Genomic DNA, 25470 nt, shown 5'->3' with positions numbered 1-25470 from the left:
AATTAACCCCACAAAGTGGGGCTTTAGCGTAGGTGTTGATTCAGGTACTTTGCGGGGACCCCAAAACATATAGATTCTTATCTTCAAAAAAGACGCCCTCCGTTTCCGGAAATGCGTCTTCTCTATTATAACCGGGCTTATCCGTCTTAAGTGGAACGTCCGGCTATTTATCCTGTGCTCCCGAGGAGGTGCGGATCTGTTCCACCGCTTCCTCATTACCGTCATCGGCGTTCAGATAAATTCTGAACTGTGAGCCGTTGATTTTGCCCCCAAATTCATAGGTCAGCAGCTCCACCGCATCTTCATTCTCGATCCAGGCCAGCCGGTTATAGAGCTCCTTGAACTCCGGGTTAAGCATCGCTCTGGCTTCAGCCAGGGAAAGCTTCGGCTTCGGCAGCACACGCTTCTCCTTATGCTCATTCACATAGTCGCTTGCCTGAAACCCTATGGCCTCCCCCGTATCCAGTCCGACACGAACCGTCATTTTCTCGGGATAGATGAGCACGCCGTCCTGGCTGCTGACAAAGGTCAGATTGCCCAGATTATCGTACCGGTCAGCACTGACTGCGGTCATGCCGGGATATCCCTTCTTCTCCAGGAACTTGCCCGCCTTCTCCACAGCCTGCTTCATGGATACTTTGGCCGGCCCTACCTCGCGGTTGTCGTTGTAAGAGATCAGCAGTCCGCCTTCCGCCGTGAAGTCCATCGAGACCGGCTTCTTATGCTCTGCTGAAGTCACAGTCGCTGTATAAGAAGCCCACTCCGTTCCCTTCCCATTCTCCTGAATCTTCACCTGTGCCTGCCCGCCCAGCTCGGCGAACTTCATCGCCTTGCCCTTGATCTGGTCAGCGGTAACCGGCTTGCCGCCCAGCTTTTTCACCGACCGCTTATCATAGATACTTGCAACCGAAGGGCCGTAGTCCAGCTCCGGGTAAGCCGCCACGCGTTTATCCACGGTTTTGAATCCGTCAATGATCGTGTTGTCTTCGGCCTTCTGCTCTGTAGCCAGTGCAGTCTCTACATCCATCCAGCGCAGCTTTTTGCCGATGACCTTGTCTTGAACCTTCTGCAGGTCCTTGGAGATTTCAGCCGAATTCTGGTAGAGTGTCTTCAGATTCGCCATCTCCCCCTCTGTCAGCGGCTTCTTGGTGAAGTCACGTACCGCAGCTTTGTAAGAGAAATTAGCGATCTTGGAGAGGAACTCCTCCGTCTCACTGAACGGCAGCAGCGTCAGCGGCAGCTGGTTAATCTCGTTCTGCGCCTCGCTGGTAATCCGCCATACATTGACCAGTCCCTTGCGGTGCATTCCATTAGAGGTGGTGTTCACCGCAAGCGTATTGCCCAGCTCACCGTGAAGCCGCTCTACATGGAAGGAGAGATCATGGAACGCGCGCTGATACTGATTCTCCGCTTTGATCAGAATCGAATTCTTCTCCTGATTCTCCTGATACCCCCAGACGAGCGCTCCAAGCAGCAAGAGTGCGGTAAGCGGGAACATTATGGCACTTAATCTTTTGTACATAGGTCCGCATAGCTCCTTTCAGTAGCTTATTGCCGTTAGTTTGACAATAACTGAGAAGTCTTATGCACTTTTTCAAGAATCCGGTCTTCAGGCCCGTTCCTCAATCTCAAAGCCGCTTACACAGCTGCACAGACATTGCTTGAAGCCGGTCTGGACAACACCCTGCTCCTTGTTCCCTCTTAATATGTAGGTTTCGCCGCACTGCTTGCAGACAATCCGAACTTTTACTCGCAAAAAAAGACACCTCTCTCTCCTTTCTGGAATTCCCCGCCTTAAGGAACTGCCCTGTAGGATTAAGTGTGTCCATCTCGATTATAGGTTAACCTCTTCCTCACGCTTCAAAAAGCGAAAGGGGGAACGGCTGTTAGCCCGCGCTACCTTCCCCATGCCTCCGTACCATAAAACTGCCATCAGAGGCACGATAAACCAGATCCAGTAGTTAGCTGTCGTCGCGAGCAGAAAATCATAGATTCCATGCCACAGCCAGGGCAGAAGCAAGGAAATCAGCAGAATCTTACGGGTCTTGACCCCGCCGGAGAACTTGGCTCTGCCCATATGGTAGCCCATAATTACCCCGAACATGGCATGTCCGGAGACTGGAAGCAGCGCCCTTAGAATCATGGTGCCGATTGAAGCATTGCTGTACCATGCATACATTACATTCTCTATTGTTGCGAAGCCGAGCGAAATCGCTACGGCATATAGTATTCCATCATAGGGCTCGTCAAATTCGGTATGATTGTAAATCATATGGTACAGCACAAACCACTTCAGGGCCTCTTCCACCCCGGCTGAGATCAGAAAGGAATCCACATAAGGACCGCCGTCCAGCCCCAGCACAAGTCCCCTCTGGATAATCATCACCGGCAGCACGATCATCAGGCCAAGCAGGAACACCTTAAGCACCATATGGAGCGGTTCCTGATCATACTTGTCTTTCAAGTAGAAAAAAGTCAGCAGCGCAAGTCCCGGTGCAACTGCTGACGAAATAACCGATAACAAAAGCACCGAATAGCCTCCCTTGCGCTAATACCTAATCTCTGCTGAAGCCGTTATAGCCGGACTGGTACCTTCCCGTTATCTCTTATTCCTGGCGTTTGAAATGATTGCACAGCGTCTGAATCGCATTCTCCGCCATAACCGTCTTGCCGTATTCGGCCAGAACAGCCTGAGTTACCGGAGAGGAATCTCCGAATTCAGCGAGCACGCCTACCAGCCCTGACAGTGCAGCCTCTTCAAATTCCTTCGGATCGAAGTAGAGGTACCATTTATCATTATAAGAATACAGTTGTCCTTGAGAAGTAATATTGCCGATGAGCACATGAGCTGCTTCCACCAGAACCTCGAAATCGCGGAAAGCATATACAATGGAGTCGCTTTGTTCAAGAGTAACTTCCATTTCGTAAATCTCTTCAGGCAATTCATCTTCCCCGGCCCCACCGTACTGATGGTGATCATATTTCCCCCGGGTCACAATAACGACCATGCCTTGCGCGGGCAATGCGAACACTTCCACGGCAAGCGGACCCGTAGCGTCAAAACCCAGCTCGCTGTACGCCTGATCCATCATTTCCGTAAAGAGGTCGTGCACCTTGGGAACCTCCTGCCACATGTCTTCCTTCTGGATGCCCCGCTCGCTCAGGTCGTCAAAAGTGAGGAAAATCCGTATCTTATCTTGACTTAATCGCTCTATTCTCATGACAGGATCCTCCTTTTGCAAGCTCATTTAATATTAATGTATGATGAGTCCCGAGTAATGAGCCAAAAATGGTTACTATGTATGTATGTTATCATTTTGAAGCTACAAATGCACGTAAATAAATATAGATTCAGCCCAATTTGCTGCCCATTATATGTAAAGCCATATTAAAAAAGAATCACTTCAGCGATGCCGGCATCGCCAAAATGATTCTGCAGCGGTTAAATCCGGTTACAAACCGGGTATGGCGGTATGAGTATCTTTGAGAATCTGCTCGACTTCATGCTTCACATCAGGGTTGCTGAGGATGAAATCCTTCAGCATGTTCAGATTTGATTCTTTGGACTTAAGGGAATCCTCTTTATGATCGCCACCGCCGGATACATGTGAGCCGGAGTGGTCATGGCTGCTGCCCGCTGCCGTGCTGCCGAAGCCGGTCATGGCCATCCCCATAATTTTGTCCTTGGCCTTGTCACCCGCATTGTAGGAAGAACCGTTCGAGTGCATCAGGGCCGACATCATGGCGCTGCGTTTTTTGGACATAATCATACTGGCGGCTGCACCAATCAGCACCCCGCACAGAAATGACGAAGTATTCATATCTCCAACCTCCTTGTATGGTAAAATCATGCTTAGTGTTCGCGGAAAGGTAGCCGCTCATACAGCCAAACAACAAGAAAGCGAGATGAAAAAAGTGGGTAAAGCAACAATAACGCTGCTCCTGGCGGCTTGTCTGCTGTCAGCTTGCACTAGCGGCGGGAATACAGGCAGCCAGGCTGCGGAGAAGACGCCTCAGCCTGCGGCAGCAACAGAGGCGGCGGAGACAGCCGCATCTGCTACACCTGGGGCAACAGCCTCAGCTGCACCTGAGGCCACCGCCTCACCGGAGGCTACGCCTGCGGCAGCCAGCGATGCGCAGGTACCGCTGCTGTATCATATGAACAAGAATTATGACATTGTCCCGAATGATCCGGCGACGAATAAGAAGGTAGTCCTGCTGACCTTCGACGACGGGCCGAAGGAAGCGGAATTAATCAATCCGCTGATGGATACGCTGGACAAGCACAAAGCCAAAGCGATCTTCTTCGTCAATGGTTACCGGGTGAAGGAGCATCCCGAGCTGCTGGAGCTGATCCACAAACGGGGCGGCGTGCTCGGCAACCATAGCTGGGATCACATCGTGCTGAAGGATAAGCCGGAAGCCGAAGTGAAAAAGCAGATTGAAGATGTGCAGAATATCGTCAAGGAAATCACCGGTGAGACCCCTCACTTCTTCCGCCCGCCGCATGGTGCCGGCGGTGACGTAGGCAAAAAAATTGCCGCTGCAAACGGCATGCTCTATATGACCTGGTCCAATGGCTCCCTCGACTGGGAGATGAAGGCCAAGGATACGGGCAAAACGGAGAAGCTGATCAAGAATGTAACCGATCAGCTGCACTCCGGCAGCAATATTCTGATGCATGAGCTGCCTTGGACGGTAGAGGCACTTGACACTCTGCTGACTACGCTTGAAGGCAAGGGCTACAGCTTTGTAGATCCGCGCAGCATTGAGCTGAAGATGCGCTAAGCTCCGAATCCGTCCATACAAGCAGAAACGGCTGCCCCGCAAGAAGGGCAGCCGTTTTTTTTGTCATGCTTATGTGTCCATCACATTGAATCTCTGCGATCCGGAGTGCTGCCGTCCGCAGCGCAGGGTCAGCACATGCATCTCGGCCGGACTGCGCCAGCGCAGCGGCAGATGCGCCGTACCGAACCCCCGGCTGATCAGCATCTTCAGCGGCGGGAGACCCGCATTATAGCTCCGGGGGATCTCATACATCCCCGCATTATACCTGCGGTAGAACTCATCGGTATGCCGGTTCCCGATCAAGGGCAGTACAACCTGGCCTCCATGGGTATGCCCGGCCAGAATCAGGTCAGCCGGAACCTCCTGCTGCCGGGACAGCCAGAGCGGATCATGCACGAGGATAATCCGGAAGGCTTCCGCATCCGCTTCAGCCACAGCAGGCAGCGGCCCGTAGGCCTTCTTGCCGCCTTGCCGCGGGAAATCCACCCCGGTCAGAATAAACTGCGCACCGTCCCGCTCAATGACACAGTTCTCATCCACCAGCAGCCTGGCTCCGCTTCCCCGGATGATGTTATCCACCAGACTGATATTCGCCCTGTAATCATGATTCCCATGTACGGCATATACAGGGGCAACCGAAGCGGCAAGAGTCATATTTTTCAACAGGCGTTCTATGGAAGCACCCTTCTCCGTCATATCACCGCCCAGGAAGACAGCGTCCACCTTCCCCCGCAGCGGGGTCAGCATCTCCTCCGGCAGACGGCGGCGGTGAATATCCGTAATGAACAGTATCCGGTAGCCGTCGAAGACGGCAGGAAGCCGCTCCAGTACAATATCCTGATGATTCAACCGTTTCTTGAAGGCAGCAGCAACCATAAAGAGGCCCATGACCCCTGCTCCCCCAAGGCTCACACCTAATAGAATCAGGAGCACCCTAGTCAACTCCATAGGCTGCCCAGATCCGGCGCCCCGTTAATTCCCCACCACAGGAGGAAGCCCAGCAGCATCAGAAATACAACAATCAGCGAATTGATGAACATTTTGCTGAACCGGATTCTCTCTGACGGATAGCTGTCCGCACGCGACGGTGTCTGCTCCCCTTCCTGCTGTGCCGCCTCACGCTCCGGCCTCCCGGGGGCCCTGCGCCCGGATAAGCGCTCCTTCCTGGACAGGGTCCCTGCCACCGGCACCGGACTTCCCGCACGCTCTTCTGCTGCCCCGGAGGCCGGCTGACGCTTGCCCGCTCTGGCCGGAGGCTGTTGTTCTCTCTTCTGCTGTTTCTGGCGGGACCTTACCCGGCTTAATTGTTCTGTCATGATACCCTCCTGTAACGAATAACCATACCGGAGAACAAATCTATAAGGAAATGGCACAAGATAGGTGCCCACAGACTGCCCGAATGGATGTAGATAAGTCCAAGACCATAGCTGCTGAGGAAGACCCAGCCCGTTGGAATCCAGTGCCGCAGATAACGGACATGAATAACGGCAAACAGTATACTCGTCCAGTACGGCCCAAGCGAATGCTGGATCGCTCCGCGGAAGAGCAGCTCCTCACACACCGCAACCACCGCCGAAATGACCACAATATGCCACAGCGGCCGTTTGCCGAACAGCAGCTCATTAATCCCCCCGTCATCCATGCTGTCTTCAGGAACAATATGGGTCAGCAGGAAGTCAACAGCAAGCATAATAACTGCAAGGCCAAGGCCCCAGTACACGAAATGTACACTATCCGGAAAATTTAATATGTGAATAGGATTTCTTTTCTGCAATAATATCCATATCAAACCGATAAATAAGGTAAGGCCCTGAGTAATGTACAGATTAATGAGTAACAGCTTGTCTGTTAACTGCTGTGGATCGGCCTTTTTAATTTTGATGTCACCCAATTTGAATTTTTTCATTATAACCTGCCTGTTCTATAAATGTTTTTACATAAGTAAATGTTTTTACATAAGTTAATTCACCTATACGAAGGAGCACCTAATCATGAACAGCCGTACCTCCCGCACTCAAATGATGTACACACTAGGTTTTTTGTTTTTTCTAATATCCGCATTCGCTTCATTTTTCACGGGAGTCAAGGTTGGAGCTGACAAGACAGAGGCCAAGTATTCACAGCTGAAGGACCACCCAAGCGCCCAGGAATTCTCCGGCTCCTACCAGCAGCAGGATCTTGTCACCTTTTATCATAACGTATTTTTGCCTTACCGGGAATTCAAGCGCAATTGGAACGAACAGGTGGGCGTTCTTGCCCGCAGCACGGATGCACGCCAGAATGCGGCAACACTGAAGAATCTGAGTATTCTCGCGGACAAGCAGTATGATAAGGTTACCCAGGATTCGCTCTTCACCAATTCGCCGATGCTCTATGAATCTCAGCTCAATATTCTTAAGAGTCTCACACTCTTCTCCCAAGCCTCCAGTAAGGTGACTGCGGGAGCTTCCGGCGCAGAAGCCGCCAAAGTGCTGAGAAGCGACAACTTCACAACCAGTGCCGTGAGATTCGGGCTGCTCGCCCAGAAGAACTTCTATGATTCCATGCTGAAATGGGGGTCGAAGACCCACCCGTCCATTCCGCAGCAGTCCGGTGAGCTGAAGACACTCTCTTTCATTCAGTGGAAAAAAATGCCGTTCCTGCTCAAGAATGCTTCCATCGCCAATATCATGCTCAACCGCGGCATCTACGCCGGATATGATCCGCAGGATATCACTGCCAAGATTGATGACATGATCTACTCCGGGACCGCCAGCTCGCTGAAGCTGAATGATATTCAGTCCTCCGTCACCCTGCTCATCTCCACCGGTGCGGTGCAGGAGCAGGACTTCATCAAGTGGCGGGAACAATATTACGGCAAAGAGATCATGCCGCAGCTCCCTTTCTTCTACGAGTAGGACCAGTTATTGCATCATAACGAAAATTACGGTCCACTTCAAGGCGGACCCGTGCAGAAGAATCCTATTGACACACTTGGCATCACCATGTTACATTATGACAAATTAATCAAGCAAAACCGATGATGGAACAAAGATTACTTGCAGTCTTCAGAGAGCCGGTGGGTGGTGAGAACCGGTGGCGGACATTAATCTTTAGCGCTCCTGAGATATTGTATTGAACACAAGAGTAGATACAATCGGATCACTCCGTTACCAGTGTGGCCTTTGCAGGCCAATGAGGCTGCTTCTTAACCGTCGCAGTGAATTAGGGTGGTACCACGACAACTCTCGTCCCTTACTACGGCAGTAGTATGGGGGTTGGGAGTTTTTTTATTGCCATATTCCTATGAATCCGGTACCTTTGTATGCTGTTTCTTTTATGCGACAGCGCGTTACCCTGATGTCAAGGTGCATATTACGCTCTTGTAAGTTCTGGTACTGCGGATTGCCTTACCCGGTGATCCTTGGCATATACAATAGCTTTCCCATTTGAAGGAGGACAAGAGACCATGTTTAAAGTATTAGTATCGGACCCGATCAGCGATTTGGGCATTCAGCAATTGATGGACGCAAGCGATGTGACTGTAGACAAGAAAACAGGACTAAGTGAAGATGAGCTAGTTGCAATCATTGGCGAATATGACGGCTTACTCGTTCGCAGCCAGACTACCGTGACTGACAAAATTATCGCCGCCGGTACTAATCTCAAGGTTATCGGCCGGGCCGGAGTCGGCGTGGACAACATCAAGCTGGAGTCAGCCACGCAGCGCGGTGTAGTCGTTATCAATGCTCCGGACGGCAACACCATTACAACCTGTGAACATGCTTTTGCCATGATGATGGCCTTGGCCCGTCATATTCCTCAAGCCTATGCGAAGACGATTTCCGGCGTATGGGACAGAAAAACCTTCCTCGGCGTAGAGCTGCGCGGCAAGACACTGGGCGTACTCGGCATGGGCCGGATCGGCAGCGAGGTGGCCAAGCGCGCCAAAGCCTTCGGCATGAGCATCCTGGCCTATGACCCGTTCCTGACAGCTGACCGTGCAGAGAAAATGGAAGTGAAGCTGGCTTCGGTAGACGACATTGTGCGCGGTGCAGACTTCATCACCGTTCACACACCGCTCACCCCGGAGACCCGCCACATGATCTCCCGTCCGCAATTCGAAGTGATGAAAAAAGGCATGCGCATCATCAACTGTGCCCGCGGCGGTGTCATCGATGAAATGGCGCTGGTAGAAGCGATTGACAGCGGTATTGTAGCCGGTGCTGCGTTCGACGTCTTCGAGAAGGAGCCGCCTGAAGCAGACCACCCGTTCCTTACACATCCGAAGATTATTGTGACTCCGCATCTGGGTGCTTCGACGATTGAAGCCCAGGAGAACGTGGCCATCGATGTATCCGAGCAAGTCCTCCATATCCTGCGCAACGAACCGTTCATCAACGCGGTGAACATTCCGCCGGTTGCACCTAGCGTGATGAACAAGCTGCAGCCGTACTTCACCCTCGGCGAGAAACTGGGCAGCTTCGCTACGCAGATTACGGACGGAGCGATCCGCGAGATCCATGTGGAATATGCCGGTGATCTCTCGGATGTGGATACCCAGCCGCTTACCCGCTATGTCGTCAAAGGTGTGCTCACCCGCCACTTTGCCGGAGATGTGAACATCGTCAACTCGATGCATCTGGCGAAGACCCGTGATGTGAATGTAGTGGTGACCAAGGCTTCCAAAACCAAAGGCTTCACCAACCTCATCACGGTAACACTCAAGGCTGAGCATGATGAAGAGCGTCTGGTCGCCGGCACCCTGCTGCAGGGCTATGGCGAACGGATTGTTAAGGTCAACAAGTTCCCGGTCGATATTGCTCCGGAAGGTCATCAGCTTGTCATCTCGCACAACGATAAGCCGGGTATCATCGGACTCGTCGGCACCCTGCTTGGCGAGAACGGCGTCAATATCGCATCCATGCAGGTTGGCCGTACTATCATCGGCGGAGCGGCCATCATGCTCCTGACCGTTGATAAGGGCGTACCGAAGGAGGTCCTGGTGAAGCTGGCCGGACTGCCGGAGATCAACACCGCTGAGGAGATCATTCTGCTCTAATTCTTATTTCTTCACAATAAAACACTCTTCGGGAGTGCAGGCCCCAGGCTGCGCACTTCCAAAGAGTGTTTTTTGCGTTATATAAGCGGAAACGGCTTGGCCGTCCTTTTAAAGAACGGTACTGCGGATTAGATGATCATTTGCGCTAATCCGTACTCTTGTCTAATATATACCTTATACATGACAACCATTGACATATATAAACAATACATTCAAGGGAGGTTGCAGAATGAGAGCGGATCGTCTGATCACTATCGTTCAAATCTTACAGAGCCGCGGCAAAATCAGCTCCAAAGAGCTGGCGCAAACGCTGGAGGTATCCGAACGTACAATCTTCCGGGATATGGAGGCACTTAGCTTCTCCGGCATCCCCGTGCTGGCCGAGCGCGGCCGGGAAGGCGGCTGGAGGCTGGCTGAAGGCTACCGGAATTCCCTGACCGGAATGAACACCAAGGAGATTGCCGCACTGCTGGTGCCCGCTGATCCGGCAATTCTGCACGCTCTGGGCATTCAGGAGGAGTTCTCCTCGGCCGCCCGCAAGCTGCAGGCTGTCGCTACCCGGCAGCCAGTCACCCCCTTCAGCTTCCTCAGCCAGCGGATTCACATCGACGGAGCCGGGTGGCATCCCTCCGGGGAGACCTATCCCTGCCTGACCGCTTTGCAGGGAGCTTTATGGGAGAACCGCAAGGTGAGCATCACCTATCTGCGCGGGGAGGACGCCGCCGAGCGGCTGGTTGCACCGCTGGGGCTGGTGGTCAAGCGCGGAGTCTGGTACTTGGTCGCAGGGCATGACAGCGAGCTGCGGACCTACAGGGTCTCCAGAATCACTGAGGCCAAAGTCACAGATGAGCTATTTGAGCTGCCGGAGGATTTCGACCTGTCCCGCTATTGGGAGACCTCCACCGCAGCGTTCAAGTCTGCCTTGCCCCGGTACCCCTCCAGCCTGCTTGTAAGAGAGCAAACAATGAAGGAGTTGCAGAAGGAGCGATACGTCGCCCTGTTGCACAAGGAGCCTTCTGAGGCCCCGGGCTGGATCAGGGCCGAGGTCGAGTTCAACACGCCGGAGTCTGCGTGCCGGATCATCCTGTCTCTGGGTCAGGGCATCAAGGTGACGGCACCGCCTGAGCTTGCGGATACGGTTGCTGCGGCTCTGCGCGAAGCGGCAGCATTATACGATTTTTAATAATAGACCAAATGCACTAGTATCCCCTATAATATTACAATACACATTATTATTTATAGGGGGACTTTACATTATGGACTGGATGAACAAGCTGCCGTTGAAACAAAAAATCGTCACCGGATGTTACCTGGTTGCCGCTTTATTCGCTGTCCCTGTCTTAATTACGCTAATCCTTATGGACAGGCTGCTCATCGGCATTATTCTTGTCGCCGTCCTGGCAGCGCTGACTTACCCGCTTGCGCGCTTCATTGAGAGAACGCTTACATCTTCATTTGAGGATATCTCCAATGTGACGCACACGATTGCCAAAGGCGACTTCACCAGCCGTGCCGACGAGAATGGCTCCATGGGCGACATTAGCCGCTCCTTCAATACCATGATTGACAAGCTCAAAAAAATCCTCACCGATGCCTCACAGATTACCCGTCAGGTTATGGACGCCAGCCGCGGGATTGAAGACAAGAATCAGAACCTGAAGTTTGTCATGGCGCAGGTGGCCTCCTCCTCCAATGAACTGGCCCTCGGTGCTAACGAAATCTCGGTGGATATCGCTGATATGACCGAATCGATCAAGGATATCGAAATCAAAGTCTCCAATTATACGAATTCCACCAAGGAAATGAATAGAAGGTCTGTACATACGCTGGAATTGGTAGAACAGGGACGGCAATCGGTGGATACCCAAGCCGAAGGCATGCGCAAGAACATCCAGGCTACCCGGAAGGTGGCGGATACCATCGAAGCCCTATCGCATAACGCACGAGGCATTACGATGATTACCAAGACGATTACTGAAATTGCTGAACAGACCAATCTGCTGTCGCTCAATGCTTCTATTGAAGCCGCCCGTGCAGGCGAGCATGGCCGCGGGTTCGCAGTTGTTGCCCAGGAGGTCCGCAAGCTGGCCGAGGAATCCACCGCTTCAACCAAAGAGGTGTTCGGTCTGGTACGCAGCATCGAAGCGGATATCAAGCAGGCTATTGATAACATCGCCATTAACGAAGAGGTAGTCCAGGTGCAGAATGAGATGATTACGGAGACGGCCAACATCTTTGCTCAAATTGTGCATAGTGTCCAATACATAACCGAGCAGATTGCCTCCTTCTCCGCAGAGAGTGACCTTATGCTGGAGAGTGCACTCAAGATCTCCGGGGCGATCGAGAATATCTCAGCCATCACCCAGGAGACCGCCGCAGGGACGGAAGAGGTGTCCGCAGCGATGAACGAACAGATTCATGCTCTGCAATCCGTAGCTGAGGAGACAGAGAAGATGACCTCCGCAGTCTTCAACCTGCAAAAAACGATTCATATTTTCAAATTTTAACCCCGGCACAAAGAGACACGCCTGCGGAATTTTCTGCGGGAGGTGTCTCTTTTTTTGGGCAAAACAAAGATTGTTATGTAATATTCACAAATTGTTGAAATTGTGCATAAGGGTAAAAAACGTGCTTTGCACTTCTTTACTATAGTCGTTCTATTGTCATAGATTGTCTATAAGCTAACGTCTCACATCACCGCTACTTAAGTCCTATCACCGAAATTTGCAATGCTGTATATCTAGCGATTTCTTAATATTTTTCAGTAAATCAGGAATGTAATGAGTCTTTGGGCTCACTTCCCATATTAACCAACCTAAATGGCCATTTGCATTTTAAGACTTTAGTCTTCCAGAGACAACCATTTTCAAAAGTTTGAAAATCCAAATATTTAGCCATTTTTACTCCTGAATATTCGTCAAATTCCGAGTTTCTTCTCACAGGGGTTATTGACAAAAGAGGAGCAAGGAATATATTGTAAAGGAAAATTCTCCACAAATTCATTTATAACCGCATACCGGCAAAATTCACCGAAAGGGAATGACGCAAAGCCATGGATCTACAGTCTCATTTCTGAAGTGGGATCATGACAGCCAGGTTGCTGAAAAACTGTGAACGCCTTAGGTTTCGCGTTTGATTATGGTGATTCGTGCAACAGACCTGTGCTCCAATGCTGAGTACAGGTTTTCTATTGCTGACGTATACAAATAACAACTTGCGGGGTGGATGTTCTGAAGACAGTTGCAGATTATATGGCGGAAGCATTACACAATCTGGGAGTCACTCATTCTTTTGGAATTATAGGCAAGTCTATTTGCCCCATCGCTTTGAAAATGGTTGACTACGGTATAGAGTTCATCCCCGGCCGGCACGAATCCAGCTCCGGCTTCGCCGCCGGCGGTTATGCTCTGAAGACCGGCAGTCTCGGGGTAGCCTTCGGCACCTCCGGTCCGGGCGGAACGAATCTGCTCACCGCAGCAGCGCATGCCAAGGCCAATAATCTTCCCGTCCTCTTCATCACCGGACATCAGTCCATCAAGGAGCTGGGCATTCCCCAATGTCAGGATTCCACTTCCTATCTGGCTGATTTGGCGGATATGTTCCGGCCGGCCACCCTCTTCAGCAAGCTCGTTGAACGCGGCGATCACTTCAGCACGATTTTCAACCATGCCCTATCCATCGCCCTCGGTGACCGGAAAGGTCCGGTCCATCTCTGCATTCCGTTTGATGTGCAGACAGAGCGGCTCGCGGAATGCCGGATTGTCCTGCCGGAACGCGAGGGACTGGTCAGTTATCAGAACTATGACCGGGTTATCTCGGCGATTAATCAATCTGCCAGACCGCTGATCATTGCCGGTAAAGGCGTCAACCGTTCAGGTGCCCATCAGGAACTGGTCCAGCTGGCCGAAACCTTCAACATTCCTGTAGTCACCTCTCCAGGCGGCAAAGGCGCCATAGCTTATGATCACCCGCTCTACCACGGTCCTGTCGGCGTCGGCGGCTCTTCGCACGGCGATGAATTGCTGAACAACAGCGATCTGTTCATTGTTCTGGGCTCCCGGCTGAGCGACATGACCATCTGCAACCTGAAGCCGGAGAATCATCCGCAGCAGTTGATCCAGTTCGATGTAGATCCAACCTTTGTCGGCAAAATACTGTCCTCATCCACTATCGCTGTCGGCGGGGACTTAAGGGACAACCTGGCACTGTATCTTCAGAAGCTGGACTCCTCTACGGTCACCAGGCATGAAATCACAATCTCCAATGCTTACAATGACGAGCTTCCCGTGCTGGCGGGGCTCTCTCTGGCTTCGGTAATGAGCACGATGAGCGGCTTGATTCCTTACAACAGCAGCGTGTTTGTAGATGACGGCAGCCATGGCTTCAATGCTGTGAAATGGTTCAATGTCCGCAGGCCCGGCAGCTTCATATTCGATGCCTACTTTGCCTGTATGGGCAATTCAATTGGCATGTCGATCGGCGCCAAGGCTGCCTCTCCCGGGGAGACTGTCTTCTGTATTACCGGGGACGGCTGTTTTATGATGCTCGGAGCTGAAATAAACACGGCCGTTTGCAAGGACATTCCGGTAATTTTCATCGTGGTGAACAATATGCAGCTGGATATGGCGCTCAAGGGCATGGAGAAAACGACCGGCCGGATTGACGGTACGATCTTCGAGGTTCCGATGGATGCCGTGAAATTCGCCGAATCGCTGGGTGCAGCCGGCTTCCGCTGCGAGACGCAGGAGGAGTTCGCTGCCGCAATCCGCGAAGCTGTGGCACTTAACAAGGCAGCTGTCATTGAGCTGCTGACTGACCGTGATGAAATGCCTCCTACGGCCCACCGCACGCTGGATCTTACGTAAGGAAGCCATATCCGCACACCTTTTCTAACCTACTGTCAGGAGGACATAACGTGAACAAGAGCATGAACAGCGGACTCGATCATTTCACTGATCTCTCAGGAGATTATGGGGCCAAGGCCCTGGCTCCGATCAAAGAGCATTTTCCGGAATTAGCCGAATATATCATGGGCAATGCTTATGGCGATATTTTTCAGCGGACCACGATTGGCTCTGACTGGAAAGAGATTGCAGTGATCTCGTCTCTGATTACGATGGGGCAATATGAACAGCTGGGGGTTCATTATGTAATGGCGCTCCGCGTTGGCATGACCGTCGAGCAGATCAAGGGTGTGCTGCTGCATCTGACCCCTTGCGTCGGTGCCCCCCGGGTGATTTCGGCCTTTAATGTGCTGCTGGATACCCTGGAGGAGATCAAAGAAAAATCTTCATAATTCTACAAATTTCGACTTTTCGATTGCACATTTCAGGATGATCTGGTTATAATGAAGGCAAAATATCCCAAATCGAACTGCGATTTTGTCGAATAGAGTCGCAGGAATAATGTTTTGGAGGTATTGGAAATTACACTTAGGGAGAGATCAACATGGGACAATTTATTTTGAAGACAGATACTGCGAAGAAAGTGATCAATATTGAGCTGGAGGGAACCTTCTCTAACGAGGACGGGCTCAAATCTATACAGGCTTACCAGCAGACCATTAACCCGATCAGCCCTGCTGAATATGCACTAGAGATCGACTGCCGCAAGCTGAATGTAACAGCTCCTGATGTTGTACCGCTGCTTGAAGGCTGCTTCATCATGTTCAAGGCTGACGGCTTCCAGAAAGTGAGTCTTACCCTGGAAAATAACCCGATCCTCAAAATGCAGCTGGCACGCCTGGGCCGCAAAGCCGGACTTGAGAACCTGGAGATCACTTCAACCGTACAAGCTTAATAAATACAATTTAAACCTAAATCAGCTGCTTGAAACGCACATGCTAATTCATTCATTGAACCGGCTGCTAATGCCGGAAGAGAGTTTTGTAAGAAGCAGATTCGTGAGAAGTATAGCTAACAAAACTTTAGGAGGTCTGTACTATGGCGGGGATTCGCATTAAGGACATTGATATCTACCATCCAGACAAAAGAATCGGCAATGACTTTTTCATACAGCATTTTGACGATAAAGGTATTGATATCCGTGGACTGCTGGCTACTCTGGGCCGTCAAAACCGCTACAGCATCGACAGCCCGGATGAGAACTCCCTGACAATGGCTTTTGAAGCCGCAAGTAATGTTCTGGAGAAGACCGGTCTTACCGGCCCTGACATTGACCTGATCGCTTATGCAAGCCAGACTCCTGAATATATATTTCCTACGAACTCATTGATGATTCACCGCCTGATTAACGGGGCCTCGCATACCATCTGTATTGACAGCAATGCCAACTGTGCCGGAATGACCGCCTCGGTTGAACAGGTCAGCCGCCAGATGATGGCGAACCCGAGAATCCGCCGCGCTCTCGTCATCGGCTCCGATTATGTGGCGCCGCATGCGGACAAGAATGATCCGGTATATTACGCGAACTTCGGTGATGCCGCTGCCGCTGTCATTCTGGAGCGCGATGAGCATTCGGTCGGCTTCATTGACTCTATCTACCAGACAGACACCTGTGTGTACGGCAACTCTCTGTTCCCGGCAGAAGGCCTGGCTAAGCTCGGACGCAACGGTGTGGCCGCAGGAGAGTTCAATGTGAAGTTCATTCCATTCGATGATTCCATCTGTGTGGATGCTGCTTCCGAATCGATCAACACTCTGCTGAGCAACAACGGGATTGCCCCTGAATCGGTCAAGGCTGCCTGCTTCTCACAGCTGTCTCTTCCGAACATCCAGGCCGTCTCCGGCAAAACCGGCATTAACCCTGAGGCCGCAGTCTACATAGGCGATGAGTTCGGCTATACCTCGACCAGCAGCCCGTTCATTGCCCTTCACAAAGCCGTCACTACAAGGCAGCTTGAACGCGGAGACAAGGTCCTGTTCTGGACCGTAGGTGCCGGATGGCAGAACGTTGCATTTGTAATGGAGTACTAGTCTTACTGACCGTTCACTTCTGTTTCAGAGTAAGCAAACGGCCCGCAGCAGAGTTTCTGCCTGCGGGCCGTTTCTGTTCTTAATGCCTCTACTCTGCTCTAAAGTCTGCCTTCGTGCTTGCCCTCATGCTTCTCCCAGCCCATCGTGCGCGATACAGCATCCTGCCAGGCGCCGTATCTGCGTTCCCGTTCCTCCGGCTCCATCTGCGGCGAGAAGACCTTCTCGGCCGTATTGAAGCTCTCCAGCTGCTCACGGGTCCATACCCCGGAGGTAAGTCCGGCGAGCAGCGCAGCGCCAAGTGCTGTAGTCTCCGCATAGGTTGTACGTGTCACTTCGCTGCCCAGAATATCGGCCTGGAACTGCATCAGCAGATTGTTGCGCACCGCACCGCCGTCTACCCTCAGACCGGTGAGCGGCATGCCGGCGTCCTTCTGCATCGCGTCGATGACATCGCGGGACTGGAAGGCCAGTGATTCCAGTGTAGCCCGTACCAGATGTGCGGAGGTGGTCCCCCGCGTCAACCCGAATATGGCGCCCCGCGCATACATATCCCAGTAAGGCGCACCCAGTCCGGTAAAGGCCGGCACCACTACAACTCCTTCACTCTCGTCCACCTCGCTGGCCTTCTCTTCCGAGTCGGCAGGCGCGACGATTAGCCCGAGCCCCTCCTGCAGCCACTGCACAGCCGCTCCAGCCACAAAGACACTGCCCTCCAGCGCATAATAGAGCTCATCGCCCATGCCCCAGGCTACCGTGGTCAATAGACCGTGACTGGATGCCACAGCTTCAGTGCCTGTATTCATAAGGATGAAGCAGCCTGTTCCATAAGTATTCTTGGCACTGCCGGCTTCCAGGCAGGTATGGCCAAAGAGCGCTGCCTGCTGGTCACCCAGCACCGACCGGATAGGAATCTCCAGACCGAACCACTGCTGGTCACAGACACCGAAGTCTCCGCCCGACATCCTCACCTCCGGCAGAATGGACGGCGGAATACGCAGCTTGTCCATCAGCTCTTCATCCCACTGGCGCTCATGCAGGTTATACATCATCGTTCTTGAAGCATTGGTAACGTCTGTAGCGTGTACGGCACCCCCGGTCAGCTTCCAGATCAGCCAGGTGTCTACCGTTCCCGCCAGGAGCTCTCCCTTGCCCGCACGCTCTCTTGCTCCCGGTACATGATCCAGAATCCATGCCAGCTTGGTCGCCGAGAAATACGCGTCGATGACCAGCCCCGTCTTGTCCGCAATGACTCCGGCCATCCCCTGCGATTTCAGCTCCTCACATTGGTCTGCTGTCCGCCGGTCCTGCCAGACAATTGCCGGATAGATCGGCTCGCCTGTAATTTTATCCCAGATAAGTGCGGTCTCCCGCTGGTTGGTAATGCCGATTGCCGTGATGTGATCAGCCGGTACGGAGCTTGCTGCAATGGCATCTCTGGCTGCTGCAAGCTGACTCTCCCAGATCTGCTCCGGGTCATGCTCCACCCAGCCCGGGCGGGGAAAGGATTGCCGGATCTCATATTGCCCCTGCGAGATCACTTCCGCCTCTGCATCAAAGAGAATTGCCCGTGAGCTGGTAGTACCTTGGTCCAAGGATAAGATCATAATGCCCAGCCTCCTGCAAGCCTTAGCTTGAAATATATGTTTCACGATGAACAATATTAATGTGCTGATTTCAACAAAAAGCACCTCTGCTCTCAGAGGCGCTGTCATGCATGGTCTTGGTTTACTGTTTTTCGACAGGAAGCCGCAGGGTAAATGTGGTGCCTTCTCCTAGCTTGCTGGAGGCATAAATGCTGCCGTGATGCGATTCGACGATATTCTTCACAATCGCCAGCCCCAGCCCCGTACCGCCCGACTCTCCGCGCAGACGCGCTTTGTCGGCTTTGTAGAAGCGTTCGAAGATAAACGGCAGATCCTCGGGGTTAATGCCGGCCCCCTGATCTCTAATCTGTATCTCCACATAGCTCCGGCCTTCCAGCGTTGTTGTATCCGCAAGGATGGTTATCCTCCGGTCAGCCGGGGTGTGGCGGAAGGCATTATCCAGCAGATTGGTCAGCACCTGCTCCAGCTTGTCTTCATCGGCAGCCCCCAGCAGCAGCTCCTGTTCAGGCCTCTTAAGCTCCAGCATGATATCCCGCTCCTTGGCTCTGACGGAGAACTTGCGGTATACCCGCTCCAGCAATTCTCCCACATCCACCCTGGACTTCAGCATATCCGTATGTCCTGCTTCCATGCGCGCCAGGTCCAGCAGATCCTTCACCAGACGGCCCATACGCAAGGATTCATCGTGAATGACCTGCACCAGTTCACTGCTCTCCTCCGGGGAGGAAGCCATCCCGTCTAATAGTGCTTCACTGTAGCCCTGCATCATGGATAACGGAGTGCGGATCTCATGGGATACATTGGCCACGAAATCACGCCGCATCTTCTCCAGACGTACCTCTTCCGTCACATCCCGCAGAACGGCAACAGCTCCGCGCAGATGATCTTCGGAATAGAGCGGTGCCATGTGCACCGACCATACCCCCTGCCGGACATGAACATTGGAGCGTTGATCGCCCCCGCCCTCAAGGGTGCTGAAGAACAGCGGACGCAGCGGAGGCGGCACCTCACTGGAAGCGGAGGCCTTCGGAACGAGTCCGGTATCCTCTTCCTCCTCCCAGGCAAGATCACTCCACGTTTCGAGGAGGGTCTGGCCATGCGGATTGGTGAGGATGATCCGGCCTTCGATATCGAAGGTGATTACCGCATCGCTCATGCTGCGCAGAACACTGGATAAATGCCCTTTTTCATTATTCAGACTGCGTATATTCTCTTCCAGCTCTTCCGCCATATGGTTAAATGATGTAGCAAGCTGGCCGATCTCATCGCTTGTGACCAGGGTCAGTCTTGTTCCATACTCGCCGCGGCGGATGTCATTCGCTGCCTCAATAACCTGCTGCATCGGCTGGGTGATCTTCGTGAACAGGAACAGGGCGAAGAAGGTGGTCAGAGAGAACCCGATCATGCATGTATACATGAACAGGCGCTTGATTGCCCCGGAATTGGTGAAATTACTGTCGATGTAAGGCAGCAGGAACAGCCCGAGTGTAATGAGCACGACAGCAACCAGGAAGATGATCGTGATCCACAGCTTACCGACAAGGCTTCTCCAGAAGTTCACTTATTTAGGCACCTCTAGCTTATAGCCTACTCCCCATACCGTTGTAATCATCGCTGCCGATTCCGGGGATACCTTATTCAGTTTTTCACGCAGACGCTTGACATGGGTATCCACAGTGCGCAGATCTCCGAAGAACTCATAATTCCATACATCCTTCAGCAGCTCCTCACGCGAGAACACCTTGTCCGGTGAGATGGCCAGATAATGCAGCAGCTCGTATTCCTTGGGCGTCAGACTTACCTCTTGGCCGCCTGCACTTACGCGGTGTGCATCATGCTCAATAATCAGGAACGGGAACACGATATTGTTGCTTGAATTACTCTCTTTGGACAAAAATGCCGTTGCGGAAGAACGGCGCATGATCGCCTTGACCCGGTAGATCACCTCGCGCGGACTGAACGGCTTGACGACATAATCGTCTGCCCCCATCTCAAAGCCCTGCACCCGGTTGATCTCCTCACCCTTAGCGGTAAGCATCAGGACCGGTGTGGACTTCACCCCTCTGAGCCGGGTCAGCACTTCAATCCCGTCAATCCCAGGCAGCATCACATCCAGCAGAATCAGACCGTAGTCATTCGCGGTTGCTTTGCGCAGGGCAATTTCCCCGTCCTCTGCCTCATCAATTTCATAGCCTTCTTTTTCAAGATACATTTTGAGCAGGCGGCGGATACGTTCTTCGTCATCCACCACCAGAATTCTATTCAAGTGCTCAGCCATTTACACAACAACCCCTTCATCAATTACAGTAGAACGTCACCCTGGATCATACGCATGCCTGAAAGAAGCCTGAGCTTATCAGTCCGTTCCCGCATATGAATGAAGTCCGGCGATAACCAGATTAACGCCGACCAGGGTAAACATTACGATTAGAAAGCCGAGTACAGCGAGCCAAGCGGATTTGCGTCCCTGCCAGCCGCGTGCCAGCCGCAAATGGAGATACGCACTGTAGAACAGCCAGGTGACGAGAGCCCAGACTTCTTTGGGGTCCCATCCCCAAAATCTGCCCCAAGCCACCTCGGCCCATATCATTGCAAAAATCAAAGCCCCCAGTGTGAAAATCGGGAACCCGATGGCGATTGCCCTGTAGGTAATCTCATCCAGGTCATTCTCATCAATTCCATCAAGTACCGGATGAAGGGCCTTCCCAAGCGGCTTACGCACAGCCAGCCGAAGAAGCCCGTACAGGAGCAGTCCGGACAGCAGTGACCAGATCACAGTGTTGAACTTGCGCCCTGCATTGACTCCATTCATCCAGGATGGTGCTTGAAACAAAGGCTTCTGAAGCCCGAGAAACGGCTGGAAGCTCTCAATTTCGCTATGGTACGGTGCCACAATCGGCGGCATTTTATAACTCACTTTCTCTATTGTACTATCTTCCTGCCCGGGGCTGTCAATCGTAACGTTCGAACGGACAAAAACAGATTCATAGCCCGCACTGCGGAAGGCAAATACTGATCCAAGAAACCCAATTATAACAATGATCGAGAACAGAGTAAATTCGACCAGCCGCTGCTGCTTGCGGTCACTGCGTTCCTTGCTGTCAAATTTCACTGTCCGCAGCAGATACATCAGCCCGGCGGCAAAGCCAACCGCGAAGAAGGATTCCCCGAGGGCAGCGAGCGTGACATGAATATTCAGATAGATCGACTTCAGCGAAGGAATGAGCGGCTGTACTTCCTGCGGAAATACCGCAGCATAGGCCATTACAACAATCGAGATCGGAACCGCGAATACCCCGAGAATCATCTTGCGGTAAATGGCGAAGATCACCGTAAAAGCCACCATCACCATCATTGATAGGAAGGTCATGAACTCATACATGTTACTTACCGGAATATGACCGGCCCCCATCCAGCGGGTAATGAAGTAAGCCAGATGGCAGAGCAGCCCGAGTGAGGAGGTAATAAAAGCAATCCGGCCCCAACGTGCAGTATGCTCCTCCGGCTTCCTGCCCGACCATTTGCGGCCCATAATAGCAATGGTGAACAACATGAAGGCACCGCTGTATAAGAAAAATGCGGCTATAAAGACGTCACTGCTGAAATCGAGCAAGTTCATGCCATGCCTCCTCCGTTGTCCAATGATTTGTCATCGACTGTCATGTCTATCTGCTCCAGAATAGAAACAAGCTCACGGCGGAAGCCGAACCAGTTCTTGTTCGTGTGGCCTCCAAGCACCAGCTGTCCATCCTCAACGATCAGCCAGATGCGTCTGTGCTGCCAATAGAAGCCGAGAATCAGCCCCAGCATGACAATACCCGCACCAATCCAGACGAACGGCATTGCCCGGTCCACACGTATATTGAGATAGGTGGTGGATTCCGAGAAATCCACATCCGTCATACTGCCGACCTCAAGCTCCAGAAACCGTGTGCCGCCTCCAAGCTTGTCGTTGATGGCCTCCTGCTGGAAGCGCTCCTTGTCCACCTGCTTCGGGAAATAGAAATATTGCTGCCCCTCTGCCGGCAGATCCGGACCACGGATCAGGAAGAGAAACGCCGGAGCGTTCGGATAAGGGGAGGTGGAGACCGGACGGCCTTCCTCATTCAATCCGAAATCCATATACTTCTCCTTCAGTTCAAGCGTGTATGGTCCCGCCTTGAAGCTGCGCTGCGGATTCTTCATATCCAGTCTGAACTTGCCGTAGCTCTCGCCGGTTGCAGCATTGACCAGATCAGGCTGCACGGAACGCAGCACAGGCGTAAGGTCATAGTCAAACTGATACGCTTTCATTCCCTGGTAGCTTAGCGGAGAATTCACCTGAATGTCGTGCCTGGCCACTTCCGCAAGCTGAGGCTCCTTGGAGGGATCGCTGCAGTCTGCCGTACATTCATATAGAACCGCCTTCGTCTCGTAGAGCTTAGGGAGAACCTTCTTGCCCCGGAATTCCTCGGGCATCTCTTCTTCACTATAGAATTCTACCGTGAATTTCTCATTCTTCAGGTACATGCTGGTGTCCGGTATCTTTACTGTCTCTCCCTGCGGGAAGGCAAGATGCTGATCCATATTCAGACCCGGCAATCCCCTGGCAAGCACAGCAAGCAAAAATATAATCAGGCCGATATGTATTACATAAGGTCCCCAGCGGCTGAAACGGTGTTTCTCGGCCAGTAAAGCGCCGCCCTCCGTCCGCACGCGGTATCCTTTCTTCCTAAGCGGCTGAACGATCCGTGCCACCCATTCCTCCGGCTCCCCCTCCACTGCTGTATTCAGCGTAAGCTTTTGACGGGTAAGGAACTGGCGGTGCTTGCGGATCTTCTGCCGGGTTAGTGCCTTGTAGAGCGGAAGCACGCGGTCCAGGCTGCAGATGACCAGAGAAGCTCCAATCATAACCAGCAGTGTCACGAACCACCAGGATTCATAGGTATGCGAAAGGCCGAGTCTATAATATATATTCCCGGCTGTTCCATACGTTTGTTCATAATAGGTTGAAGCGTCAATATTCAGAAAGGTGCTCTCTTGCGGAAATATCGTACCTAGCATCGCACCCAGCAGCGTCAGCACAATCAGGTAGATGGCTATTTTGACGGAGGAAAAAAAGTTCCAGACCTTGTCGATCACTCCCGGACTTACCTTTTGTGAACGGCGGGCCACCCCGTCGTAGCGCATCTCCAGGTTCCCCGAAGCGTTCTCTTCCTTCTCATCCAGCGGCTTGCCGCAGGCTTCACAGAGTACCGTTCCTACAGGATTCTGGTGACCGCATTCGCATTTGGTGTTGCTGATCAGCGGCTCATGCTTACTCATGGTCCCACCAGCTTCCCGATTTGCTCGTCAAGCGAGCTCAGATCCAGCTGGCCGATATGAATGCTGTCCACCCTGCCCTTCGTATTAATGAAGAAGGTAGTGGGCAGCGGGGAGACCCCGTAGCTGCGGACCGCGTCGCGTCCCTTATCCATTACAACCGGAAAATCAATATCCACGAGCTTCACGAAATTGTCCACCGTCATCTGATCCTCGCCCACATTCACGCCCAAGACCACAACACCCTGGTCCTTCCATTTCTCCCACTGTGCCTGCAAGGCAGGCATTTCCTTCACGCATGGTGCGCACCAGGAGCCCCAGAAGTTCAGAACAACCGACTTCCCTCTGAATTCCTCCAGCGTATGGGTCGCACCGTCCAGCCCAAGCAATTCAAAATTTGGCGCTTTCCCGCCTTCTTGAGGCTTGCCGTCTCCCCCGAACACAGAGGAGCTGATCGCATAACCCCCAAGCAGAACGATTAGTAATAGTATCACGATTTGGATTGGCTTCCTGGCTTTGCCCATGCAGGGGTACCCCCTTCTGTGACGCAACTCATTACTTTAGTTGTAAGGTGTGAACATCCTATGAACATTATAACGAATATTGTCACAGTTTTAGGAGGGGAAATTGTGAACTTTATGTGTCTTTGCGTGTCTGATTGTCCCGAAGCATTCCCGCTTTGGCAATTTGCTGCAGATGATTGATCTCATCCTTGGTCAAATGGCGGTAGGATCCGCGCTTGAGATTCTGGAGCAGGATATCCCCGAAGGAAATCCGCTTCAGGCGGATCACCGGATGCGACACGGCCTCGAACATCCGCCGGACCTGGCGGTTGCGGCCTTCATGGATGGTGATGCTGATTACCGCTTCCTTATTGGCTTCATCGATATCCTTGTACTCTACTTCCGCCGGAGCGGTCATGCCGTCTTCCAGCTTAATGCCGGCCTTCAGCTTGTCCAGCGCTGTACCGTGCGGCACACCCTTGACCGTGGCCAGATACGTCTTCGGCACATGATGCTTCGGATGCGTGAGCAGGTTGGCAAACTCACCGTCATTCGTCAGCAGCAGCAGCCCTTCCGTATCGTAGTCCAAGCGGCCTACAGGGTATACGCGCTCTGTGATTCCTTTCAGGTAATCCGTTACTACCTTGCGGCCCTTGTCATCCGAGGCGCTTGTAATTACCCCTTTGGGCTTGTTGAACATAATATAGATTTTATTCTCGCCCCGGATCAGTCTGCCCGAGACTTTAATAATATCGGTTGCGGGGTCCGCCTTCGTGCCAAGCGTAGTTACGAGTTCCCCGTTGACTTCCACTTTACCGGCCAAAATCATTTCTTCACATTTGCGTCTGGACGCAACACCTGCTTGCGCCAATATTTTCTGTAATCTTTCCATTTTCGACTACTCACCTCAGGTTAATGATAACCATCGGAGGCATAAATCACAAGATCATTCCATGGAAAAAATGCTCCGGGGCAAGTTTCACTATGCGGCTCCACCGTAAGCGGCGACATTTGATAACGCCCGGACAGCTCCAGTATAAGCTTCCCCGCCGCAAACAGCTGCTGCTGGCGCTCCGGAAGCTGGGGCAGCTGCTCCGCCTCCCCGTAGTTGCCTTCGAGGCAAATATGAATATGCTCCGGGTCTGTCAGCAGCGGCGCCGCATAGACCGAGCCGTTCAGCCCGACCCAGAAGTCGAAGCCTTTGCCGTTAATAGACGGACAGCGGGAATGATGCAGAATAAAGCCCTTGTAGTCCACCCTTTGTCGTCCTCCCTCCGTATTGCTGAAATAGCATATGA

General features: G+C 52.4%; 25 protein-coding genes, 1 riboswitch and 1 other annotated feature. Of the genes, 9 read left to right on the top strand and 16 right to left on the bottom strand.

Annotated features, from left to right (window positions below; all coding sequences use genetic code 11):
* Positions 1-163: 163 nt before the first annotated feature.
* The 5 genes from ypeB to NSS64_RS08105 all read right to left on the bottom strand — a co-directional run bounded on the left by ypeB (position 164) and on the right by NSS64_RS08105 (position 3821).
* Entirely contained in the window at positions 164-1522 is a 1359-nt protein-coding gene (ypeB, locus tag NSS64_RS08125; protein WP_341139801.1) for a germination protein YpeB, read from the bottom strand.
* Between the two features lie 87 nt (positions 1523-1609).
* Positions 1610-1756, bottom strand: a complete 147-nt coding sequence (locus NSS64_RS08120; RefSeq protein ID WP_179090427.1) for a hypothetical protein — start codon at positions 1754-1756, stop codon at positions 1610-1612.
* A gap of 78 nt (positions 1757-1834) precedes the next feature.
* Positions 1835-2530: a glutamic-type intramembrane protease PrsW gene (gene prsW / locus NSS64_RS08115; RefSeq protein WP_340939644.1), complete on the bottom strand. Its 696-nt coding sequence runs from the start codon at positions 2528-2530 to the stop codon at positions 1835-1837.
* A gap of 76 nt (positions 2531-2606) precedes the next feature.
* The gene (locus NSS64_RS08110) at positions 2607-3221 is read right to left on the bottom strand and encodes a genetic competence negative regulator (protein WP_036698160.1); all 615 of its coding nucleotides are present in this window, start codon (positions 3219-3221) and stop codon (positions 2607-2609) included.
* Between the two features lie 231 nt (positions 3222-3452).
* Positions 3453-3821, bottom strand: a complete 369-nt coding sequence (locus tag NSS64_RS08105; RefSeq protein WP_341139800.1) for a hypothetical protein — start codon at positions 3819-3821, stop codon at positions 3453-3455.
* Between the two features lie 94 nt (positions 3822-3915).
* On the opposite strand from NSS64_RS08105, the gene NSS64_RS08100 reads away from it, so the two are divergent.
* Positions 3916-4788, top strand: coding sequence for a polysaccharide deacetylase family protein (locus tag NSS64_RS08100; RefSeq protein ID WP_445667783.1), 873 nt, complete (start codon positions 3916-3918; stop codon positions 4786-4788).
* A 69-nt stretch (positions 4789-4857) separates the two neighbouring features.
* Here NSS64_RS08100 and NSS64_RS08095 read toward each other — a convergent pair whose 3' ends face one another.
* The 3 genes from NSS64_RS08095 to NSS64_RS08085 are packed head-to-tail and all read right to left on the bottom strand — an operon-like array spanning position 4858 to position 6694.
* The gene (locus tag NSS64_RS08095; RefSeq protein WP_341139799.1) at positions 4858-5676 is read right to left on the bottom strand and encodes a metallophosphoesterase; all 819 of its coding nucleotides are present in this window, start codon (positions 5674-5676) and stop codon (positions 4858-4860) included.
* A 50-nt stretch (positions 5677-5726) separates the two neighbouring features.
* Positions 5727-6104, bottom strand: coding sequence for a hypothetical protein (locus NSS64_RS08090; protein WP_340993501.1), 378 nt, complete (start codon positions 6102-6104; stop codon positions 5727-5729).
* Positions 6101-6694 carry a CPBP family intramembrane glutamic endopeptidase gene (locus NSS64_RS08085; protein WP_036698166.1) on the bottom strand — a complete coding sequence of 198 codons (594 nt, stop codon included), beginning with the start codon at positions 6692-6694 and terminating at the stop codon, positions 6101-6103. The genes NSS64_RS08090 and NSS64_RS08085 overlap by 4 nt, the downstream gene beginning before the upstream one ends.
* Positions 6695-6779: 85 nt before the next feature.
* Between NSS64_RS08085 and NSS64_RS08080 the strand changes: the two genes are divergently transcribed.
* From NSS64_RS08080 to NSS64_RS08045, 8 genes are all read left to right on the top strand, one after another.
* Positions 6780-7685, top strand: coding sequence for a hypothetical protein (locus NSS64_RS08080; protein ID WP_341139798.1), 906 nt, complete (start codon positions 6780-6782; stop codon positions 7683-7685).
* A 113-nt stretch (positions 7686-7798) separates the two neighbouring features.
* Positions 7799-8026: a binding site (T-box leader), on the top strand.
* 210 nt (positions 8027-8236) lie between these two features.
* A complete protein-coding gene (serA, locus tag NSS64_RS08075; protein ID WP_340752855.1) occupies positions 8237-9829 on the top strand; it encodes a phosphoglycerate dehydrogenase in 1593 nt (530 codons plus the stop codon).
* A 229-nt stretch (positions 9830-10058) separates the two neighbouring features.
* Positions 10059-11012, top strand: coding sequence for a helix-turn-helix transcriptional regulator (locus NSS64_RS08070; protein ID WP_341139797.1), 954 nt, complete (start codon positions 10059-10061; stop codon positions 11010-11012).
* A 73-nt stretch (positions 11013-11085) separates the two neighbouring features.
* Entirely contained in the window at positions 11086-12336 is a 1251-nt protein-coding gene (locus NSS64_RS08065; protein ID WP_340939628.1) for a methyl-accepting chemotaxis protein, read from the top strand.
* Between the two features lie 501 nt (positions 12337-12837).
* Positions 12838-12934: riboswitch (cyclic di-GMP riboswitch) on the top strand.
* A 146-nt stretch (positions 12935-13080) separates the two neighbouring features.
* Positions 13081-14694: a thiamine pyrophosphate-binding protein gene (locus tag NSS64_RS08060; protein WP_445667782.1), complete on the top strand. Its 1614-nt coding sequence runs from the start codon at positions 13081-13083 to the stop codon at positions 14692-14694.
* 50 nt (positions 14695-14744) lie between these two features.
* The gene (locus NSS64_RS08055) at positions 14745-15125 is read left to right on the top strand and encodes a carboxymuconolactone decarboxylase family protein (protein WP_340939625.1); all 381 of its coding nucleotides are present in this window, start codon (positions 14745-14747) and stop codon (positions 15123-15125) included.
* A 152-nt stretch (positions 15126-15277) separates the two neighbouring features.
* Entirely contained in the window at positions 15278-15628 is a 351-nt protein-coding gene (locus NSS64_RS08050) for a hypothetical protein (protein WP_036727352.1), read from the top strand.
* Positions 15629-15771: 143 nt separating this feature from the next.
* Entirely contained in the window at positions 15772-16764 is a 993-nt protein-coding gene (locus NSS64_RS08045; RefSeq protein ID WP_341139795.1) for a 3-oxoacyl-[acyl-carrier-protein] synthase III C-terminal domain-containing protein, read from the top strand.
* Positions 16765-16862: 98 nt separating this feature from the next.
* Here NSS64_RS08045 and glpK read toward each other — a convergent pair whose 3' ends face one another.
* From glpK to NSS64_RS08005, 8 genes are all read right to left on the bottom strand, one after another.
* Entirely contained in the window at positions 16863-18368 is a 1506-nt protein-coding gene (gene glpK / locus NSS64_RS08040) for a glycerol kinase GlpK (protein WP_341139794.1), read from the bottom strand.
* Positions 18369-18489: 121 nt separating this feature from the next.
* Positions 18490-19929 carry a HAMP domain-containing sensor histidine kinase gene (locus NSS64_RS08035; RefSeq protein ID WP_341139793.1) on the bottom strand — a complete coding sequence of 480 codons (1440 nt, stop codon included), beginning with the start codon at positions 19927-19929 and terminating at the stop codon, positions 18490-18492.
* Entirely contained in the window at positions 19930-20646 is a 717-nt protein-coding gene (locus tag NSS64_RS08030; protein ID WP_036727360.1) for a response regulator transcription factor, read from the bottom strand.
* Positions 20647-20724: 78 nt separating this feature from the next.
* Positions 20725-21987, bottom strand: coding sequence for a cytochrome c biogenesis protein CcsA (gene ccsA, locus NSS64_RS08025; RefSeq protein ID WP_341139792.1), 1263 nt, complete (start codon positions 21985-21987; stop codon positions 20725-20727).
* Positions 21984-23672, bottom strand: coding sequence for a cytochrome c biogenesis protein ResB (gene resB, locus NSS64_RS08020; protein ID WP_341139791.1), 1689 nt, complete (start codon positions 23670-23672; stop codon positions 21984-21986). Before resB ends, ccsA begins: the two co-directional genes overlap by 4 nt.
* Positions 23669-24193, bottom strand: a complete 525-nt coding sequence (gene resA, locus NSS64_RS08015; protein WP_341139790.1) for a thiol-disulfide oxidoreductase ResA — start codon at positions 24191-24193, stop codon at positions 23669-23671. Before resA ends, resB begins: the two co-directional genes overlap by 4 nt.
* 112 nt (positions 24194-24305) lie before the next feature.
* Positions 24306-25064, bottom strand: coding sequence for a pseudouridine synthase (locus NSS64_RS08010; protein ID WP_036727368.1), 759 nt, complete (start codon positions 25062-25064; stop codon positions 24306-24308).
* Between the two features lie 20 nt (positions 25065-25084).
* On the bottom strand, positions 25085-25429 hold the full coding sequence (locus NSS64_RS08005; RefSeq protein WP_076079153.1) for an N-acetylmuramoyl-L-alanine amidase: 345 nt from the start codon (positions 25427-25429) through the stop codon (positions 25085-25087).
* Between the last annotated feature and the right edge of the window lie 41 nt (positions 25430-25470).

The sequence above is a fragment of the Paenibacillus sp. FSL H8-0122 genome, assembly GCF_038005345.1.
Taxonomy (GTDB): domain Bacteria; phylum Bacillota; class Bacilli; order Paenibacillales; family Paenibacillaceae; genus Paenibacillus_AQ.
This window is presented reverse-complemented; position numbering and strand designations above follow the sequence as displayed.

Bases quoted from the DNA above. Each gene is read 5' to 3' on its own strand.
- ypeB (WP_341139801.1), bottom strand. From the start codon at position 1,522: ATGTACAAAAGATTAAGTGCCATAATGTTCCCGCTTACCGCACTCTTG.
- NSS64_RS08110 (WP_036698160.1), bottom strand. From the start codon at position 3,221: ATGAGAATAGAGCGATTAAGTCAAGATAAGATACGGATTTTCCTCACT.
- NSS64_RS08105 (WP_341139800.1), bottom strand. From the start codon at position 3,821: ATGAATACTTCGTCATTTCTGTGCGGGGTGCTGATTGGTGCAGCCGCC.
- NSS64_RS08095 (WP_341139799.1), bottom strand. From the start codon at position 5,676: ATGGGCCTCTTTATGGTTGCTGCTGCCTTCAAGAAACGGTTGAATCAT.
- NSS64_RS08090 (WP_340993501.1), bottom strand. From the start codon at position 6,104: ATGACAGAACAATTAAGCCGGGTAAGGTCCCGCCAGAAACAGCAGAAG.
- NSS64_RS08085 (WP_036698166.1), bottom strand. From the start codon at position 6,694: ATGAAAAAATTCAAATTGGGTGACATCAAAATTAAAAAGGCCGATCCA.
- NSS64_RS08080 (WP_341139798.1), top strand. From the start codon at position 6,780: ATGAACAGCCGTACCTCCCGCACTCAAATGATGTACACACTAGGTTTT.
- serA (WP_340752855.1), top strand. From the start codon at position 8,237: ATGTTTAAAGTATTAGTATCGGACCCGATCAGCGATTTGGGCATTCAG.
- NSS64_RS08070 (WP_341139797.1), top strand. From the start codon at position 10,059: ATGAGAGCGGATCGTCTGATCACTATCGTTCAAATCTTACAGAGCCGC.
- NSS64_RS08065 (WP_340939628.1), top strand. From the start codon at position 11,086: ATGGACTGGATGAACAAGCTGCCGTTGAAACAAAAAATCGTCACCGGA.
- NSS64_RS08060 (WP_445667782.1), top strand. From the start codon at position 13,081: ATGGCGGAAGCATTACACAATCTGGGAGTCACTCATTCTTTTGGAATT.
- NSS64_RS08050 (WP_036727352.1), top strand. From the start codon at position 15,278: ATGGGACAATTTATTTTGAAGACAGATACTGCGAAGAAAGTGATCAAT.
- NSS64_RS08045 (WP_341139795.1), top strand. From the start codon at position 15,772: ATGGCGGGGATTCGCATTAAGGACATTGATATCTACCATCCAGACAAA.
- glpK (WP_341139794.1), bottom strand. From the start codon at position 18,368: ATGATCTTATCCTTGGACCAAGGTACTACCAGCTCACGGGCAATTCTC.
- NSS64_RS08030 (WP_036727360.1), bottom strand. From the start codon at position 20,646: ATGGCTGAGCACTTGAATAGAATTCTGGTGGTGGATGACGAAGAACGT.
- ccsA (WP_341139792.1), bottom strand. From the start codon at position 21,987: ATGAACTTGCTCGATTTCAGCAGTGACGTCTTTATAGCCGCATTTTTC.
- resB (WP_341139791.1), bottom strand. From the start codon at position 23,672: ATGAGTAAGCATGAGCCGCTGATCAGCAACACCAAATGCGAATGCGGT.
- resA (WP_341139790.1), bottom strand. From the start codon at position 24,193: ATGGGCAAAGCCAGGAAGCCAATCCAAATCGTGATACTATTACTAATC.
- NSS64_RS08010 (WP_036727368.1), bottom strand. From the start codon at position 25,064: ATGGAAAGATTACAGAAAATATTGGCGCAAGCAGGTGTTGCGTCCAGA.